The sequence below is a fragment of the Streptomyces sp. NPDC057136 genome (genome assembly GCF_042670885.1).
Classification (GTDB): domain Bacteria; phylum Actinomycetota; class Actinomycetes; order Streptomycetales; family Streptomycetaceae; genus Streptomyces.
In genome coordinates this window covers 22,699-36,254 of sequence record NZ_JBHUUV010000014.1, presented here as the reverse complement: position 1 = coordinate 36,254, position 13,556 = coordinate 22,699, and the positions used below count along the sequence as shown (strand labels likewise).

Genomic DNA, 13,556 nt, shown 5'->3' with positions numbered 1-13,556 from the left:
TCAGCTGAGACGTTCAGCTGACGCGCACGACGCGAAGAAGGAGGCGCCGCCATCGGCGCCTCCTTCCTGATGGGGCACGTGCTAGCGTCCCCAGGCAACTTGAGGCCCCGGGACGGCGTCCTTGAGGAAGTACGGGCCGGCGGAGGACGGGGAGACAGCCGTAGTGACCACCGCGGAGCCGAGACCCGGCCGTGCGACGGACCGAGTCACCGGAAAGAACGGTGCCGGCGGAAGCGGTGCGAGCAGCAGCGGCAGCACGCGAATACCGCTGCCTGCCCCGCGCACCCCCGAATCCGTAGCCACCCCGCCGACCCGGAGCCGCCGGCAGCGCCTGCTCCGGCACCCCGTGACCCTGGCGACAGCAGCCGCCGCGGTCACCCACGTCCTGTGGTTCTTCTTCTTCGCGAACAGTGGCGGCGACATCGCGGCCCAGGACGCCTGGGCCGAATTCGTCGGCCGGCATCCGGGAACCGCGTACAACCTCGCCTGGTACGGGGGCATGCACCCCGTCTCGTACAGCGTGGTGTCGCCGTATCTGATGTCCGTCCTCGGCGTCCGTACGACGATGATGATCGTCGGCACGGTGTCGGCGGGGCTCACCGCGCTGATCCTCGTGCGGGTGCGGGCCGTCCGTAACCCCCTCGCGTGCTCGCTCGCCGGAGCCTTCGCGTATCTGTGCAACGCCCTCTCGGGGCGGGTGACGTTCGGTCTCGGCATGATGTTCGCGCTGGGAGCGGTCGCCGCCGTCTTCTGCTGGCCGCACCGCTGGCGGTACAAACGCTGGGCGAAGGCGGCCGTCGCCGCGCCCCTGGCCGGACTCGCGACCGCGGGCAGCCCGGTCGCCGGGCTGTTCCTCGGAGTGGTCGCGGCCGCCCTGTTCCTGAACAAGCGGCGCCCCGGCGCGTACGCACTGGGTCTCGCGCCGGTCGCCGTGGTGGCGCTGTCCTCGTGGCTGTTCCCGTTCTCCGGTACGCAGCCGATGTCGCTCGGGACCCTGTCGCTGCCGTTCCTCTTCGCGCTTCTCGTCTTCGTGCTGGTGCCGAAGGACTGGAGCTCGGTCCGCACCGCCGCCGCCGTGTACGGCGTGGGGACCCTGCTGACGTACGTGGTCGATTCGCAGATCGGCTCGAACGTGTCGCGCATGGCGATGCTCTTCGCCGGAGTCGTGCTGCTCGCCGCGTTGCCGTACACGGTGCCGCGCAGCCGCCGCTGGTACGCCCTGGTCCTGGCCTTCGCCGGGCTGAACTTCTGGATCGGCTTCAAGGGCGTCGACGACATCGTCCGTACCGCCCCGACCGCCTCCTGGACCCGGGAACTCGCCCCGCTGGTCAATCAGCTCCAGCGGGTGGGGGCCGAACGCGGCCGGGTGGAAGTGGTGCCGGCGAGCAGCCACCGGGAGGCGTCCGCGTTCCCTTCGTACGTCAATCTGGCCCGCGGCTGGAACCGGCAGGCCGATATGAAGCGCAATCCGCTCTTCTACGACGACACGTTGAACGCCGTGAACTACCGGCAGTGGCTGGATCGCTGGGCCGTGCACTACGTCGTGCTGCCCGAGGGCGCACCGGACTCCAGCGGGGCGGTGCAGGAAGCGGCGCTGGTCGCGGAGGGCCAGCCGTATCTGCAGGAGATCTGGGGCGACGCCAACTGGACGCTCTACCGCGTCCTCGACCCGGTGCCGATGGCCGATTCGCCCGCGACGGTGGAGCGGGCGGGGCCCGACAAGCTGACCATCCGGGTGCAGGAAGCGGGCCGGGTGCTGATCCGGATTCCGTACTCGCGCTGGCTGGCCGTCGTCGACGACAAGGGCAAGAGCGTGGAGCGGCCGCAGGAGACCGAGGAGTCCAAGCGCCGTTCGGAGGAGGACGGGGATGCCGAGAAGTCCTTCGAGAATCTGCACGGCTGCCTGATCAAGGTGGACGAGGACCCCGAGGGCGACGAGTGGACCGAACTGCTCGCACCCCGGCCGGGCGTGTACCGGCTCGCTGCCCCGTACCAGTTGCCGCCCGGTACCCCGTGCCCCGAGGAACTGGACTGACAGCCACTCGCCACGTGCGGTGAGCTCGGCCGTCCGGCCGGTGCGATGACGATCGGGCAAGTAAATCGTGCGCGATGCCTCCCTCCGGGCCTGCGCCCCTGGCAAGGTGTGCTGCCATGAGGTGCCAACATTGCGGTGGTGAACGGCGGGGCGCGTTGCCGGGGATGGTCTGTCCCGGCTGCGGCTCCGTGGCCCGGTCGGCGGCCGGGGACGGTTCGTGGATCGCGCGCGAGACACTGACCGGCCGGATATCCACCCTGCCGGGGCGGCGCAAGGCGCTGCTGGCGGCGGGCGTCGTGGTGGCGGCCGGCGGTCTGGTCACCGTCGTCTCCTTCCTCGTGTCGACGGACGGCGACGGGTTTCGTGGAGGCCGCCCGGGCTCGGTGGGCCGTGCCGACGCCCTGCCCGATCCGGTGGGCGGGGCCCCGAGCCTGATCAGCCCGGGCACCGAGGTCCCGCGGACGCCGCCCGCCGGCTCCGCGAGCCCGTCGGGGAAGCCGGACGCGGGCGCCACTCCGTCCAGTACGGCGAAGTCACCACCGGACAGGCCCCGTTACCGCTATACGGCGTGGGCGGGCCCCGGCTGCTCTACGGGCGAGTACCGCGAACACGGGCGCTTCGAGAACGGGGACGCGGGCTGGTACACCGTCGACTCCGGTGGATTCACGGGCAGTTCGTGCGACGGGCGGTTCAGCGCCGTTCCGATGTCAGGCAGCCCCACCGAGGACCGGGGCAACACCGCCGTGTGGTCCTGGCACCTCGGCAAGGGCTTCCGGGAGTGCGCGCTCACCGTCTTCGTCCCGAGCAGCGACCGGGACCGCGATGTGGCGGGCGACCCCACCTTCTACCGGGTGCTCTCCGACCCGGACGACCCGGACTCCGCGTATACGGGCTTCGGGGTGCGCCAGCCGGAGCACCGCGGCACCCCGGTCGACGTGAAGAGCTTCCCGGTCAAGGGCGCCGTTTTTGCCGTGCAGTTGATCGACCGGGGCCGCGACTGGGGCGACGAGGAACTGGCCGGCGCGCATCACGCAGCCGCCCAGCTGAAGGTCTCCTGTCGCTGAGCCGTGCAACTCGCCGAAGGTTGGCGTGGTGGCCGGGGAGTTCGCCGGTTCGGTGTTCGTGGAGGCGGTGATGGTGCCGCGACGCCGGCCGCGCTCTGCGAGGTGCTCGACTGGCAGCCGGGAGACCTGCTGCGGTGGGAAGCGGAGGAGGACGGGGAGGACGAGGGAGCGGGGAGGCCGACGCTGGTCGACGTGGGCCAACGGTGCATTACCTCCGGGGTAATCGACCCGTCTCCCGGCGAGCGGCATGGTGGTCGCACCGGGTTCCGAGGCGGCTTACCCCGCCTCGGGATTCGGCCCCCGACCAGCGTGTACGTCCCCGATGGAGGCTGATTCCCGATGTCCGTGACCACCCTTTCCGCCGTCGCCCGCACCGCCGAGCCGCTCACCATGCTCCGTCGGTTCCTCGCCTTCGACGCCGTGGTCACCGGGGCCAACGGTCTCGCCTACGTGGCCGCGTCCGGGCCGCTCGGCCGCCTGCTGGGCGTCGACTCGACGCTGCTCCTCTGGCTCGGCGTCTTCCTCCTGGCGTTCGCCGCCGACGTCGGCTGGCTCGCCTCCCGGCGCGAGCCCTCCGCCTTCCTCACCCGTCTCGTGATCGACACGAACATCGTCTGGGTGGTGGCGAGCATCGCCGCACTCGCCCTCTGGCTCACGCCGACCACCGCCGGTGCGGTGTGGGGGCTGATGCAGGCCGGCACCGTGGGTGGCTTCGCCGCCCTGCAGTTCGGCGCGCTGCGTCTCAAGCGCTGAGCGAGCGGAGGTAGGTGGCCGTCGCCTGGTCCGCAGGCAGGAAGGTCTCGATGGCGAGCTCGGCCACCGTCACATCCATGGGTGTGTTGAAGGTCGAGATCGACGAGATGAACGACAGCGCCCGGCCGTCGTGGTCGATCTGGAGCGGCAGCGCGAAGTGCGGGACCGGCTCGGCCGGCTCCACGCCCGCGTCCCGCACCGGATACGCCGACACCTCCTCGTACAACTCGCGCAGCGCGTCCGAGCGGACCAGGGCGATCTGCCGTTCCATCTGGGCGAGGAGGTGGCCCCGCCACTCCCGCAGATTGCGAATCCTCGGCGCCAGGCCCTCCGGATGGAGGGACAGGCGCATCACGTTGAGCGGGGGAGCGAGCAGCCGCTCCGGCACGCCCTCAAGGATCATCGTCATGCCGTTGTTGGCTGCGACCACGTTGTAGGTCGCGTCGACCACGAACGCCGGGTACGGCTCGTATCCGGTGAGCAGTTGCAGCAGGCCGGCGCGCAGGGTGTCCAGCGCCGGGTCGTCGAGCGGGGTCTCCGGGTACGTGGGTGCGTAACCGGCGGCCAGCAGCAGGGAGTTGCGCTCCCGCACCGGGATGTCCAGGTGCTCGGCCAGCCGCAGGATCATGTCCTGGCTGGGGCGCGAGCGGCCCGTCTCGACGAAGCTGATGTGCCGGGCCGAGGAGTCCGCGCGCAGCGCGAGCTCCAGTTGGCTGAGGCGGCGGCGCTCACGCCAGCCGCGCAGCAGGGGTCCTACTCCCGTATCCACCGCGACAGTTGTGGTCATGGGGCCACCGTAACCTCCTGGTTTCTACTCCAGGAAGTGGAAGCCGGGCCGCGGGTGCATCAGGAAGTCGTGGTGCGAGATGTTCCAGGCATACGCGCCGGTCAGGGCGAACGCCACCCGGTCGCCCGCCCGGAGCCCCGGTGCGGGAACGGAGCGGGACAGCACGTCCTTCGGGGTGCAGAGCTGGCCGGTCAGCGTCACGGTGTCCTGCCGTGCCTCGGGGCGCGGCCAGGGGTGGGGCCAGTCGTTCACCGGGAGGACGGCGCACGGCTGGTCGTGGCTCTTGGCCGCCGGGGTGCGCAGATGGTGGGTGCCACCGCGTACGACCGCGAACTCCTCGCCGTGGCTCTGCTTCACGTCCAGTACCTCGGTGGCGTACCAGCCGCAGTACGCGGTGAGGGCCCGGCCCGGCTCGATCCGCAGCAGCAGGCCGGGGTGGGCGTCGGTGAGGGCGCCGAGGCCCTTGCCGTACGCGGCCCAGTCGTAGCGGGCGCCCGGCCGGGTGTAGTCGACGTTCATGCCGCCGCCGATGTTCACCTCGGGCAGGGGGATGCCGTGGCGACCGGCCAGTGCGAGCGCCCAGGTGACGATGGACTCGGCGACTGCGAGCTGCTCGGGTGCGTCGAGACCGCTCGCCAAGTGGGCGTGCACGCCGCGCAGTTCGAGGTTCGGACAGGTGCCGTCGGTGAGCAGGCGGACGGCCGTGTCCGCCTGGTCTGGGTCGAAGCCGAAGGGGGTCGGGCGGCCGCCCATGGCCAGCGAGCTGCCTTCCAGCGTGCCTGCAGCCAGCGGCAGGTTGAAGCGCAGGAGGACCGCGATACGGGCGTCCGGGGCCCGCAGCTCCGCGAGGTGCGCCAGCAGGTGCAGCTCGTGCTCGCTCTCCACGTGGAAGCGCTCCACACCGAGATCCAGGGCCGCGGCGATCTCCGCCGGTGTCTTGCCGGGTCCGCCGAAGGCCAGCGGACGGCCGGGAACGACCTCGCCGACATGGGCCAGCTCGCCGCCGGAGGAGACCTCGTAACCGTCCACATACGGCCTGAGGGCCACCAGGACCTCCGGCTCCGGGTTGGCCTTCGCCGCGTAGTACAGCTCGACGCGCTCGGGCAGGGCCGCCCGTACCGCCGCGGCGTGGGCGCGCAGGGCCGACAGGTCGTAGAGGTAGGCGGGCAGCTCGTCGGGGGCAAGGGCCAGGGCGCGTTCGCGCACCATGGGGGTCGGGGGCGTCATCGGTCACTCCAGGGGGCGGTGAGGCAGTCGGGCCGGGTCGCTCCGGAGAGCAGCTCCGCGGCGAGGGGGGAGGGGAGGCGGACATAGGCGGCCTCGCGGTCGGCCTTGCGTCCCCAGCGGGTGAGCAGATTGGCCTTGGCGGGCAGGGGTACACCGGCCAGCAGGGCGCTCAGGCGGGGCGGGCAGCCGTGCTCGTCCGCGTACTCCCGGAGCGTGGCGCGCACCTGCGCCCACAGCGCGGTCTCGGTCTGCGGGTGGAGGTCGGCGAGGGCGGCGAGCGTCTCGGAGACGTGGTTGACCAGCAGGCAGTAGACGACGCGGTCCCAGCCGCGCTGCGCGTCGTACGTGAGCGGGTCAGCGACCTCCGGCGGGAGCGAGGCGAGCGTTCCCGCGTGGAATTCGGGGACGAGCTTGGTGCCCTCCAGGTCACGGAAGAGGACCTGGACGGGCAGTCCGTCGCCGTCGACGCAGACGAGGACGTTCTGCAGGTGCGGCTCCAGTACGAGGCCGTGGTCGAAGTACGCGGCGAGGACGGGCGGTACGAGCAGTTTGAGGTAGGCCGACCACCAGCCGAGTGCGGCCTGCGGGCCCCCGCCGTCCAGCAGCCGGGAGATATGGCCGGGCCCGGTGGGGAACTCGTCGGCGACGGCGCCCGCGAGCAGCGGAGTCGTACCGGGCAGCAGCCGCTCCGCCAGCCCCTCGCGGACGATCACGCCGAAGCCCTCCAGGAGCCCGAGATCGGGCCGTCCGTCCGGTCCCGGCACCGCCAGGCTGCGGTACGCGGGCTCACGGAGCATGGCGCTGCCGGGGAAGCGGGTGGCCAGGTCGGCGAGTGCCGGTGCCAGGACACGCGTCAGGGCCACGGCGCCGGAGAGCTCGTAACTGGAGTTCTTGCGCAGGCAGTTGGTGATGCGGATGTTGAGGCTGAACTTGAGGAAGGTGTCGCCGTTGTACAGCGTCCGTACGGAGGCTGTCGCCGTGAACGGGTCCAGGCCGGGACCGAGGTCGAGGATGTCGCCCCCGTCGAGGCGTTCCCGGAGCGCGGGGTGCTCGTGCAGCAGCTCGTACTGCCACGGGTGCACGGGCAGCAGGCGGTAGCCCTCGGGCACCGGGTGGAGCCGGTCGAGCGCTCCGGTGGCCCCGGCGCCGGTGGATTCCTCGGCGATCAGATGGTCCCGTACGGCGAGCATCCGCAGCGGGAAGGAAGCGGCGGCCTCGGGGGCGTACGAGGACCAGGCGGCCGGGTCGCCGCTGCGGGCCTTGGGGGTGGGGTGGAAGCGGTGGCCGAACAGGAGGGACTGTTCCGACGCCAGATACGTGGCGAGGGGGCCGTTCGCGGGGGCAGGGGCGTTCCGGGGCGCGGCGAGGGCGGCCGAGACTCCCTCGTGGCTGGAGCGGACCTGGGCCAGGAACTCGTCGTTGGCCACACCGGTACGGAGCGAGAGTTCGGCGTGGGTGTACTCGGCGAGGCGGAGCCAGTCCACCTCCCTCCAGCCGCCTTCGTGCTGTTCGGTGACCGGGCCCCTGAAGCGGTGGGCGCCCAGGAGCGAGGTACGGCGCAGGGCCACGCGGAGCAGCACACCGCGCCGGGGCAGCCGCAGCAGCAGGTGGCCTTCGACGACGGCCGTCTGGTGCTCGGGTCCCGACACTTCGCGGAGCAGACAGTTCAGCAGGGTGTGCGCCACGGCCCGGTCGGCGTCGGGCAGTGCCGTCGGCGTCGGGGGGTGTGCGCGGGCGGTGCCGGTGGGCAGTGACATCAACGGCTCCAGCGGGTGCGGGTGTGGATGCGGTGCGAGCGACGGGCCAGGACGGGGAGGGCAGCGGTCAGCACCGCTCCCACGGCCACGGCGGTACCGATGAGCAGGGGTGCGGCCGGTCCGAACGCGGCTGTTGCCGGCTGCGGCGGCGACACCGGCGGCGGACGATGTAGAGCAGCCCGGCCCAGCGTGCGGTGGCGTCGCCGAGCTCGGGAAGGATCACGGTGAGGTACGGGGGCAGACCCAGTGCGGCGAACGACGCCACGAAGTAGCAGGCGGCCACGGCACGCACCTGGCGGCGGCCGAACTCCGGCCTGGTGTCCGCAGGCCCTGTAGTCGTCGTCCCGATTCCGGACGTCATCTCGGCTCACACCCCAGGCAGCAGGTAGTTGGGTCCTGTCGTGTAGTGCTTGTTGATGTCGGCCGCGCCCGAGCGCTCCTTGGTGAGCAGGGTCCCGGCGCTCACCATCGCCTTGACCGGCAGCCGCGCCGCGTCCAGCACCTGCCGGCGCAGTACGTTCCCGGGCTCGCCCGGCCCGGTCCCGAGGCGCGCGACAGCCTCGCCCAGCCGGTCGCGTACGAGTCGCAGGAGCACGTCGAGCGGGGCGCGGCCGTGCCGGGCGAGCCCGAAGGCGTACGCGCCCGCGCACAGGTGGACGGTGATGGTGGTGAACAGGTCGACGACCGGGCCGTCGCTGTCGCCGAAGATCCTCGCGTCGTCGAACTCGGCCGGATCGGGAGCCTGTTGGCCGAGCGCGCTGCGCATCCGGGCCGTGTTGATGCGCGGGCCGTCGTTGTCCTTGAGCAGCAGCCGCAGGCGGGGGCGGTGTGCGTGCTCGTCCAGCACCAGGGAGATGTTCTGCTGGTGGGACTCCAGGGCGATGCCGTACCCGAAGAGGGTGGTCTGCCAGTCGAAGAGCAGGGTGAGGACGGCGTCGAGGAGGGTGGTCGTCCGGCCTCCGTAGAAGCGCTCGGCGAGGTGGTCGCAGAGCAGCCGGCCGTCGGGGGCCCGGCTCAGCAGCGCGGCCATGGGCAGGACGACGGCGTTGTCGAGTCCGGCCGGGTAGCGGCGGCAAAGGACGGCGAGCAGCTCGTGCCCGGCGTGCGCGTAACGCGTCTCGTCGGCGTGCAGGATCGTTTCGCGGAAGCGGGGCTCGCGGGCGATCACCGTCTCGATCAGCCGCTGGCCTGCGGCGCCGTCGACCAGCGTGCCCGGCTTGATGGTGCGCCGGTTGCGCAGGCCCAGGGTGGCGGTGGCCAGCGGCAGTTTGAGGTGCAGGGCGGGATCGGATGTGAGGGCCACGGTGCGCATCGACAGCGTGGGTACGACCTCCGGGTGCGCCCGTTCGGCCAGGACCGCCCGCCCTTCGAGCCCGGTGGCGCGCAGCGCCTCCATCAGCGGGGCGCCGAAGGTCAACGGGTGTACGGGGAGGGCGAGATGGGTGCCTTCGAGCTCGGGCAGCCCGGCCGCCGAGGGCGACAGCCAGGTGTCCGGTCCCTGCACGGTGACGGCATCCCGGGGCAGGGCGAGCGTCCGCAGAGCCAGTGTCGGGTGGAACTCGGGTGCGTACAGGCGAAGTTGGTCGTCGGTGAGCCCCAAGCGGCCGCGGCCGGTCGGGTAGACGGGGTGGTCGAGGCGGGCCGCGAGCGTGTCATGGGCCAGGCCGCCGGCCAGTCCCGTCCATGCGGCCGGGCTGCTGCCGTAGCGGCCGGTGAGCCCGGTGGCGGCCTCGTCGCGGGTCGCGTCGTGCAGTCGCACCGTGACGAGGGTCTGGCGGCACTCCTCGGCGAAGGCGTCGAATCCGGCCCGGTCGGTGGGGTCGGCGAGCTGCGCGAGCGTGGCGAGGATCGCATCGCACGTCAGGAACCGAGCCCCGTCGGACTCCCGTTGGAGCAGCGGGAGCCGTGCGGCCAGCTCGCACTGGTAGCCGTCGTCGCCGACGGGCAGCAACAGTGCGTCGTCGTCGCCAGGAGCACCGTCCGCGGCTCCCACCGGCAGGCGCAGCCAGCGGCCGTCCGGCCGCTCCACGACGGTGCTGCGGGTCCGGAGGCCGACCACGTCCTCGCGCAGCAGCGCGCTCAGCACCCGCACGACGAGCTTGCCCTCGGCGCTGCCGTGCTCAGTGGTGCCGTGCTCAGTGGTGCTGTGTTCCGTGGTGACGGGGGCCGTCATGGCGTGATCTCCCAGCGCCGCGCGGCGAGGAAGTCCGCCACGACCCGGTCCACGGCTCTCTGGTCGGTGCCGGTGGCACGGACGACCCCGAGGTAATCGCGGTTGGTGCGGTACAGCTCGTGCCGTTCCCCGGTGCTGCGCAGCGGCCGGTACGTCAGCCCGACTCCGTCGACCCGCAGGTCCGCCGCGTCGGGCGCCGCCGTGAGCGTGCCGCCGCGCTCGGCGCACGGGTAGTCGATCCGGGCGCAGCCGTCGGTACGGGCACCGAGGCCGGCGGGCAGCGGCTCACCCAGGTGCGTACGCAGGATGTGCTCGAAGAGCGGGATGCCGAGCAGCTGTTCCAGCAGCAGATCGCACTGGTCGCCGATCGCCCGGTAGTTGACCTCGATGATCCTGGCCCGCCCCGCCTGCACCACGAACTCGGTGTGACAGGCGCCGAACCCGACGCCGAGGGCGTCCAGTTGGGCCAGTACCTGCTGGAGGACGGCCTGCGGATGCGAGGGTACGAACCGCATGCGCTCCTCGATGAAATGCGGGGGCGCGGACAGCTCGGTGTGGAAACCGCCCAGGACATGGCGTATGTGCCCGTCGCCCAGCGTCTCCAGGGTGTACAGCTCCCCGGCGAGATACTCCTCGACGACCAGCGCCGCGTCCGGCCGCCGCGCCTGTATCTCCTTGCAGTGCAGCGCCAGTTCCTCGGGGCCGGTGACGAGCACCACGTCCTCGCTGGCCACGCCCTCCCGCGGTTTGACCACGCAGGGGTACGGGGCACCGGCGGCCAGGGCACCGGCGGGCTCGCCCGCGGGCAGCTCGGCCGACCACACGGCGTCGGCTCCGGCGGCGGCGAGGTGGCGGCGCATCTGCGCCTTGTCCTTGGCGCGCAGCGTGGCGTGCCAGCTCTTGCCCGGCAGGCCGAAGTAGTCGGCGGCCAGGGCGGACTGGGTCTGGAGGTGGTCGCTGTTGGTGAAGACGGCGGCGGGTTCGTGGTGCGTCGCGATCCGGGTGATGACGGCACGGAAGTCGCGTACGTCGCACGGGAGCGTCTCGATGTCCGGGTGGGCGAGCAGATGGGGCTCGGGCCGGTCGGTGAGCAGGGTGATACCGAGGCCGAGCCTGCGGGCCGCGGGGAGGAAGCCCTCGGTGACCGAGTCGGTGGGGTTGAGAGCGAGAACGTACATCCGCATGGGGGACCACTTCCGGGAGGACGAGGAGGGCGCGGGAGACGACGGGGGCGGGTCGGCAGTGCGCCCGTCGGCCCGCCCCGGTGGTGACGGCGGGTGCTACTGCTTCGGCAGCTCGACGCCGACGGCCTTCGCCACATCGGCGAGCATGGCGTCGCGTCCGTGGGCGTCGCTGAAGAGCGCGTCCAGAACAGTGGGCAGCGGTATCGAGCGTGACCCCATGGCGAGGCTCAGCGCGACACAGACCGCCAACGCCCCTGCCCCGGCGAGGAGTAGAGGAATCCGCAGTAGTGACGGGCCCGAAAGGGCGGCCTGCTCTTTCTTGGACACGTGAGGAGATTTTAGGTTAGGCAACCCTAATGCCGTCAATCAGCTGTGGGGCTCGACTTCGTGACGGCGTCGCCGCGCGGTGTGGTCACGAGCAGCGCAATCATGGATAAGGTGAGCCTTACCTTCCCGTCGAAGACCGTGTGTTGTCGTCCAAGGAGTGCCGATGACCGTGGCCCCGGCCGCCCCACCGACCGGCCCCGCCGCGCGGAGTGCGACCCCTCTCGCCGCGACCTATATGCGCCTCGTCGCGCACTGCGAGACGCTACGGGTATCCCTCACCCCACCAGGCACGACAACCCCCCAACTCGGGCCGACGGTCACTGATTTGGCGACTTCTCCGCCCCGCCTGGCCGCCTTCGTCGAGGCGGAGTCGGCGCGCATCCGCACCCGCCACGACCACACCCCCCGCCCCCACGTGGCCGCGTCCCGCGCCCTGCACGACTACCTCTGGTCGGTCTGCCTGCTGATGGGCGGCGCCTGGCACCTGGACCGCCGAGTGCCACGCGTCCACCCCGACGACGTACAAATCGACCTGGCCACGGGCGTGTTGCACATCACTCCCGGCACGTTCGCCTGCCTCCCCGATGACCCGGCCGCGGGACTCCCCGGCACCCGGGTCCTGGCGGACGAGGAGGACCTGCGCACCGAACTCCGCACGGCGGTCGCCGACCACGTCGGCCCCCTGCTGACCGCGATCGCCCCACAACTGCGCCGTGGCCCCAGGGCCTTGTGGGGCATGGTCGGCGACGACCTGGTCTCCGCCATCTGGTACCTCGGCCGCATGCTCGGCGAGGAGGAAGAGGCCCTGAGGGCAACCGAGGCGCTCCTGCCCGGCCCCCTCGCCCCGTTCCCGGCCGGCGCCGCTTTCCGCCACCTGACCACCCGAGACGGAACACAACACCCGACGCGCACCCGGCTCGGCTGCTGCCTCTACTACACGATCCGCCCCACGGAGGCCTGCATCACGTGCCCCCGCACCTGCGACAAGGAACGCCTCCGCCGACTGGAGGGTGACCCGGGCCCGGCGCCGCTCCCGCTCCCGTAAGGGCGGCGTGCCCGATTGCGGATGCTGCGTAGCGAATCGCGCTACGCAGCATCCGCAAACGCGACCGTGAGGAATCAGCCCACCGGGTTGCCGCACATCGCCTGCTGGTAGAGGGCCGCCAGCGCGTCGTCGATGGGGTGGTGCTGCGGGTTCCCGGAGGAGTCCAGCTTGTTCCACCTCGCGAGGTTCATCGCGAGGGACATCTGCCGCTTGCCGTCGGCGCGGGTCCAGGACATCGTCAGGGCTCCCCAGGTCGATCCGTCGTGGCCCCAGAAGGTGCCGCACCCCGGGATCGTGACCGTGTGCAGACCGAGGCCGTAGTCGATCTGCTGCCCTTCGAGGTTGATGACCGGGACCGTGCGCTGCATCTGCGCCAGCGACGACCGGTTGACGATCTTGCCGCCGAGCAGCGTGTCGTAGAAACGGTTGAGATCCTCAGTGGTCGAGACCAGGCCGGCCCCTGTCATCACCCAGGACATGTTGTAGACGCTGTAGTCGCGAGGCGGGTCGATCAACCCGAACAGCCCCTCGTACATCCGCGAGTGCGGCCCGTTGATACGCGGACCGGCCGGGAACTCGGTGTGCTGGAGCCCGGCGCGCTCAATGACATTCCGGGTGATGTAGTTCTCTGCCGTGGTGCCGGTCACCCGCTCCAGGAGTTGGCCGAGGAGCAGGTAATTGGTGTTGGAGTACACCCCCGGAGTGCTTCCCGGCTCACCGGCGGCAGGCGCATTCACCCCCATCTCGATCAGCTCCGCCGGGCGAAACTGCTTGAACCGGTTGTCGTCCAGACTCTTGGGCGACAGATCCGGCAGAGAAGGCCACTCCTTGAGCGACGGGAATGCGTAGGGGAGGTACTCGGGAAGGCCGCTGGTGTGGTTGAGCAGCATCCGGACCGTGATCTTTTTCCCGCGCTCTCCCGGCACCAGCCGCGGCAGGTAGCCGCCGATCGGCGCGTCGAGCCGGATGCGGCCCTGCTCGACCTGCTGCAGCACGGCGGCGGCGACGAAGGTCTTGGTGATACTGCCGACACGCTGCCGCATGTCGGGCCTGACGGGACGGCCGGTCCTGACATCGGCGACCCCGGACGCACCGCGCCACACCTGGCCGGCATCGCGCACCTCGGCGTACACACCCGGCATCCCCGCGCGGTGGACACCGTCCATGGCGGACTTCAGCTCCGCGGGATCGATGCCGGTCGAGG

Annotated in this window: 11 protein-coding genes and 2 pseudogenes; 5 read left to right on the top strand and 8 right to left on the bottom strand. The window is 71.5% G+C overall.

Going from position 1 to position 13,556, the window contains the following annotated elements; all coding sequences use genetic code 11:
* The first annotated feature begins 163 nt into the window (after positions 1 to 163).
* From ACFT7S_RS18645 to ACFT7S_RS18630, 4 genes and pseudogenes are all read left to right on the top strand, one after another.
* Complete coding sequence (locus ACFT7S_RS18645) at positions 164 to 2,035, top strand: MFS transporter (RefSeq protein ID WP_382732935.1); 1,872 nt, start codon at positions 164 to 166, stop codon at positions 2,033 to 2,035.
* A gap of 116 nt (positions 2,036 to 2,151) precedes the next feature.
* Complete coding sequence (locus tag ACFT7S_RS18640; RefSeq protein WP_382732933.1) at positions 2,152 to 3,099, top strand: adhesin; 948 nt, start codon at positions 2,152 to 2,154, stop codon at positions 3,097 to 3,099.
* A gap of 78 nt (positions 3,100 to 3,177) precedes the next feature.
* Positions 3,178 to 3,261, top strand: a pseudogene (locus tag ACFT7S_RS18635) (transcriptional regulator); the annotation flags it as partial.
* Positions 3,262 to 3,438: 177 nt separating this feature from the next.
* Positions 3,439 to 3,852 (top strand): hypothetical protein, encoded by a 414-nt coding sequence (locus tag ACFT7S_RS18630; RefSeq protein WP_382732930.1) that lies wholly within the window; start codon positions 3,439 to 3,441, stop codon positions 3,850 to 3,852.
* Here the strand turns inward: ACFT7S_RS18630 and ACFT7S_RS18625 are convergent.
* The 7 genes and pseudogenes from ACFT7S_RS18625 to ACFT7S_RS18595 all read right to left on the bottom strand — a co-directional run bounded on the left by ACFT7S_RS18625 (position 3,842) and on the right by ACFT7S_RS18595 (position 11,307).
* A complete protein-coding gene (locus ACFT7S_RS18625; RefSeq protein WP_382732927.1) occupies positions 3,842 to 4,639 on the bottom strand; it encodes a helix-turn-helix domain-containing protein in 798 nt (265 codons plus the stop codon). The genes ACFT7S_RS18630 and ACFT7S_RS18625 overlap by 11 nt on opposite strands.
* A 24-nt stretch (positions 4,640 to 4,663) precedes the next feature.
* A complete protein-coding gene (locus ACFT7S_RS18620; RefSeq protein WP_382732924.1) occupies positions 4,664 to 5,866 on the bottom strand; it encodes a type III PLP-dependent enzyme in 1,203 nt (400 codons plus the stop codon).
* On the bottom strand, positions 5,863 to 7,623 hold the full coding sequence (locus tag ACFT7S_RS18615; protein ID WP_382732921.1) for an IucA/IucC family protein: 1,761 nt from the start codon (positions 7,621 to 7,623) through the stop codon (positions 5,863 to 5,865). Before ACFT7S_RS18615 ends, ACFT7S_RS18620 begins: the two co-directional genes overlap by 4 nt.
* Before the next feature lie 163 nt (positions 7,624 to 7,786).
* A pseudogene (locus ACFT7S_RS18610) lies at positions 7,787 to 7,984 on the bottom strand (hypothetical protein); the annotation flags it as partial.
* A 6-nt stretch (positions 7,985 to 7,990) separates the two neighbouring features.
* Positions 7,991 to 9,796 carry an IucA/IucC family protein gene (locus ACFT7S_RS18605; RefSeq protein ID WP_382732919.1) on the bottom strand — a complete coding sequence of 602 codons (1,806 nt, stop codon included), beginning with the start codon at positions 9,794 to 9,796 and terminating at the stop codon, positions 7,991 to 7,993.
* Positions 9,793 to 10,980 carry an acetyl-CoA carboxylase biotin carboxylase subunit family protein gene (locus tag ACFT7S_RS18600; RefSeq protein ID WP_382732916.1) on the bottom strand — a complete coding sequence of 396 codons (1,188 nt, stop codon included), beginning with the start codon at positions 10,978 to 10,980 and terminating at the stop codon, positions 9,793 to 9,795. The genes ACFT7S_RS18605 and ACFT7S_RS18600 overlap by 4 nt, the downstream gene beginning before the upstream one ends.
* A gap of 96 nt (positions 10,981 to 11,076) precedes the next feature.
* On the bottom strand, positions 11,077 to 11,307 hold the full coding sequence (locus ACFT7S_RS18595) for a hypothetical protein (protein WP_382732914.1): 231 nt from the start codon (positions 11,305 to 11,307) through the stop codon (positions 11,077 to 11,079).
* A 163-nt stretch (positions 11,308 to 11,470) separates the two neighbouring features.
* On the opposite strand from ACFT7S_RS18595, the gene ACFT7S_RS18590 reads away from it, so the two are divergent.
* On the top strand, positions 11,471 to 12,352 hold the full coding sequence (locus tag ACFT7S_RS18590; RefSeq protein ID WP_382732911.1) for a (2Fe-2S)-binding protein: 882 nt from the start codon (positions 11,471 to 11,473) through the stop codon (positions 12,350 to 12,352).
* A 74-nt stretch (positions 12,353 to 12,426) separates the two neighbouring features.
* Here ACFT7S_RS18590 and ACFT7S_RS18585 read toward each other — a convergent pair whose 3' ends face one another.
* Positions 12,427 to 13,518 (bottom strand): serine hydrolase domain-containing protein, encoded by a 1,092-nt coding sequence (locus ACFT7S_RS18585; RefSeq protein WP_382733229.1) that lies wholly within the window; start codon positions 13,516 to 13,518, stop codon positions 12,427 to 12,429.
* Between the last annotated feature and the right edge of the window lie 38 nt (positions 13,519 to 13,556).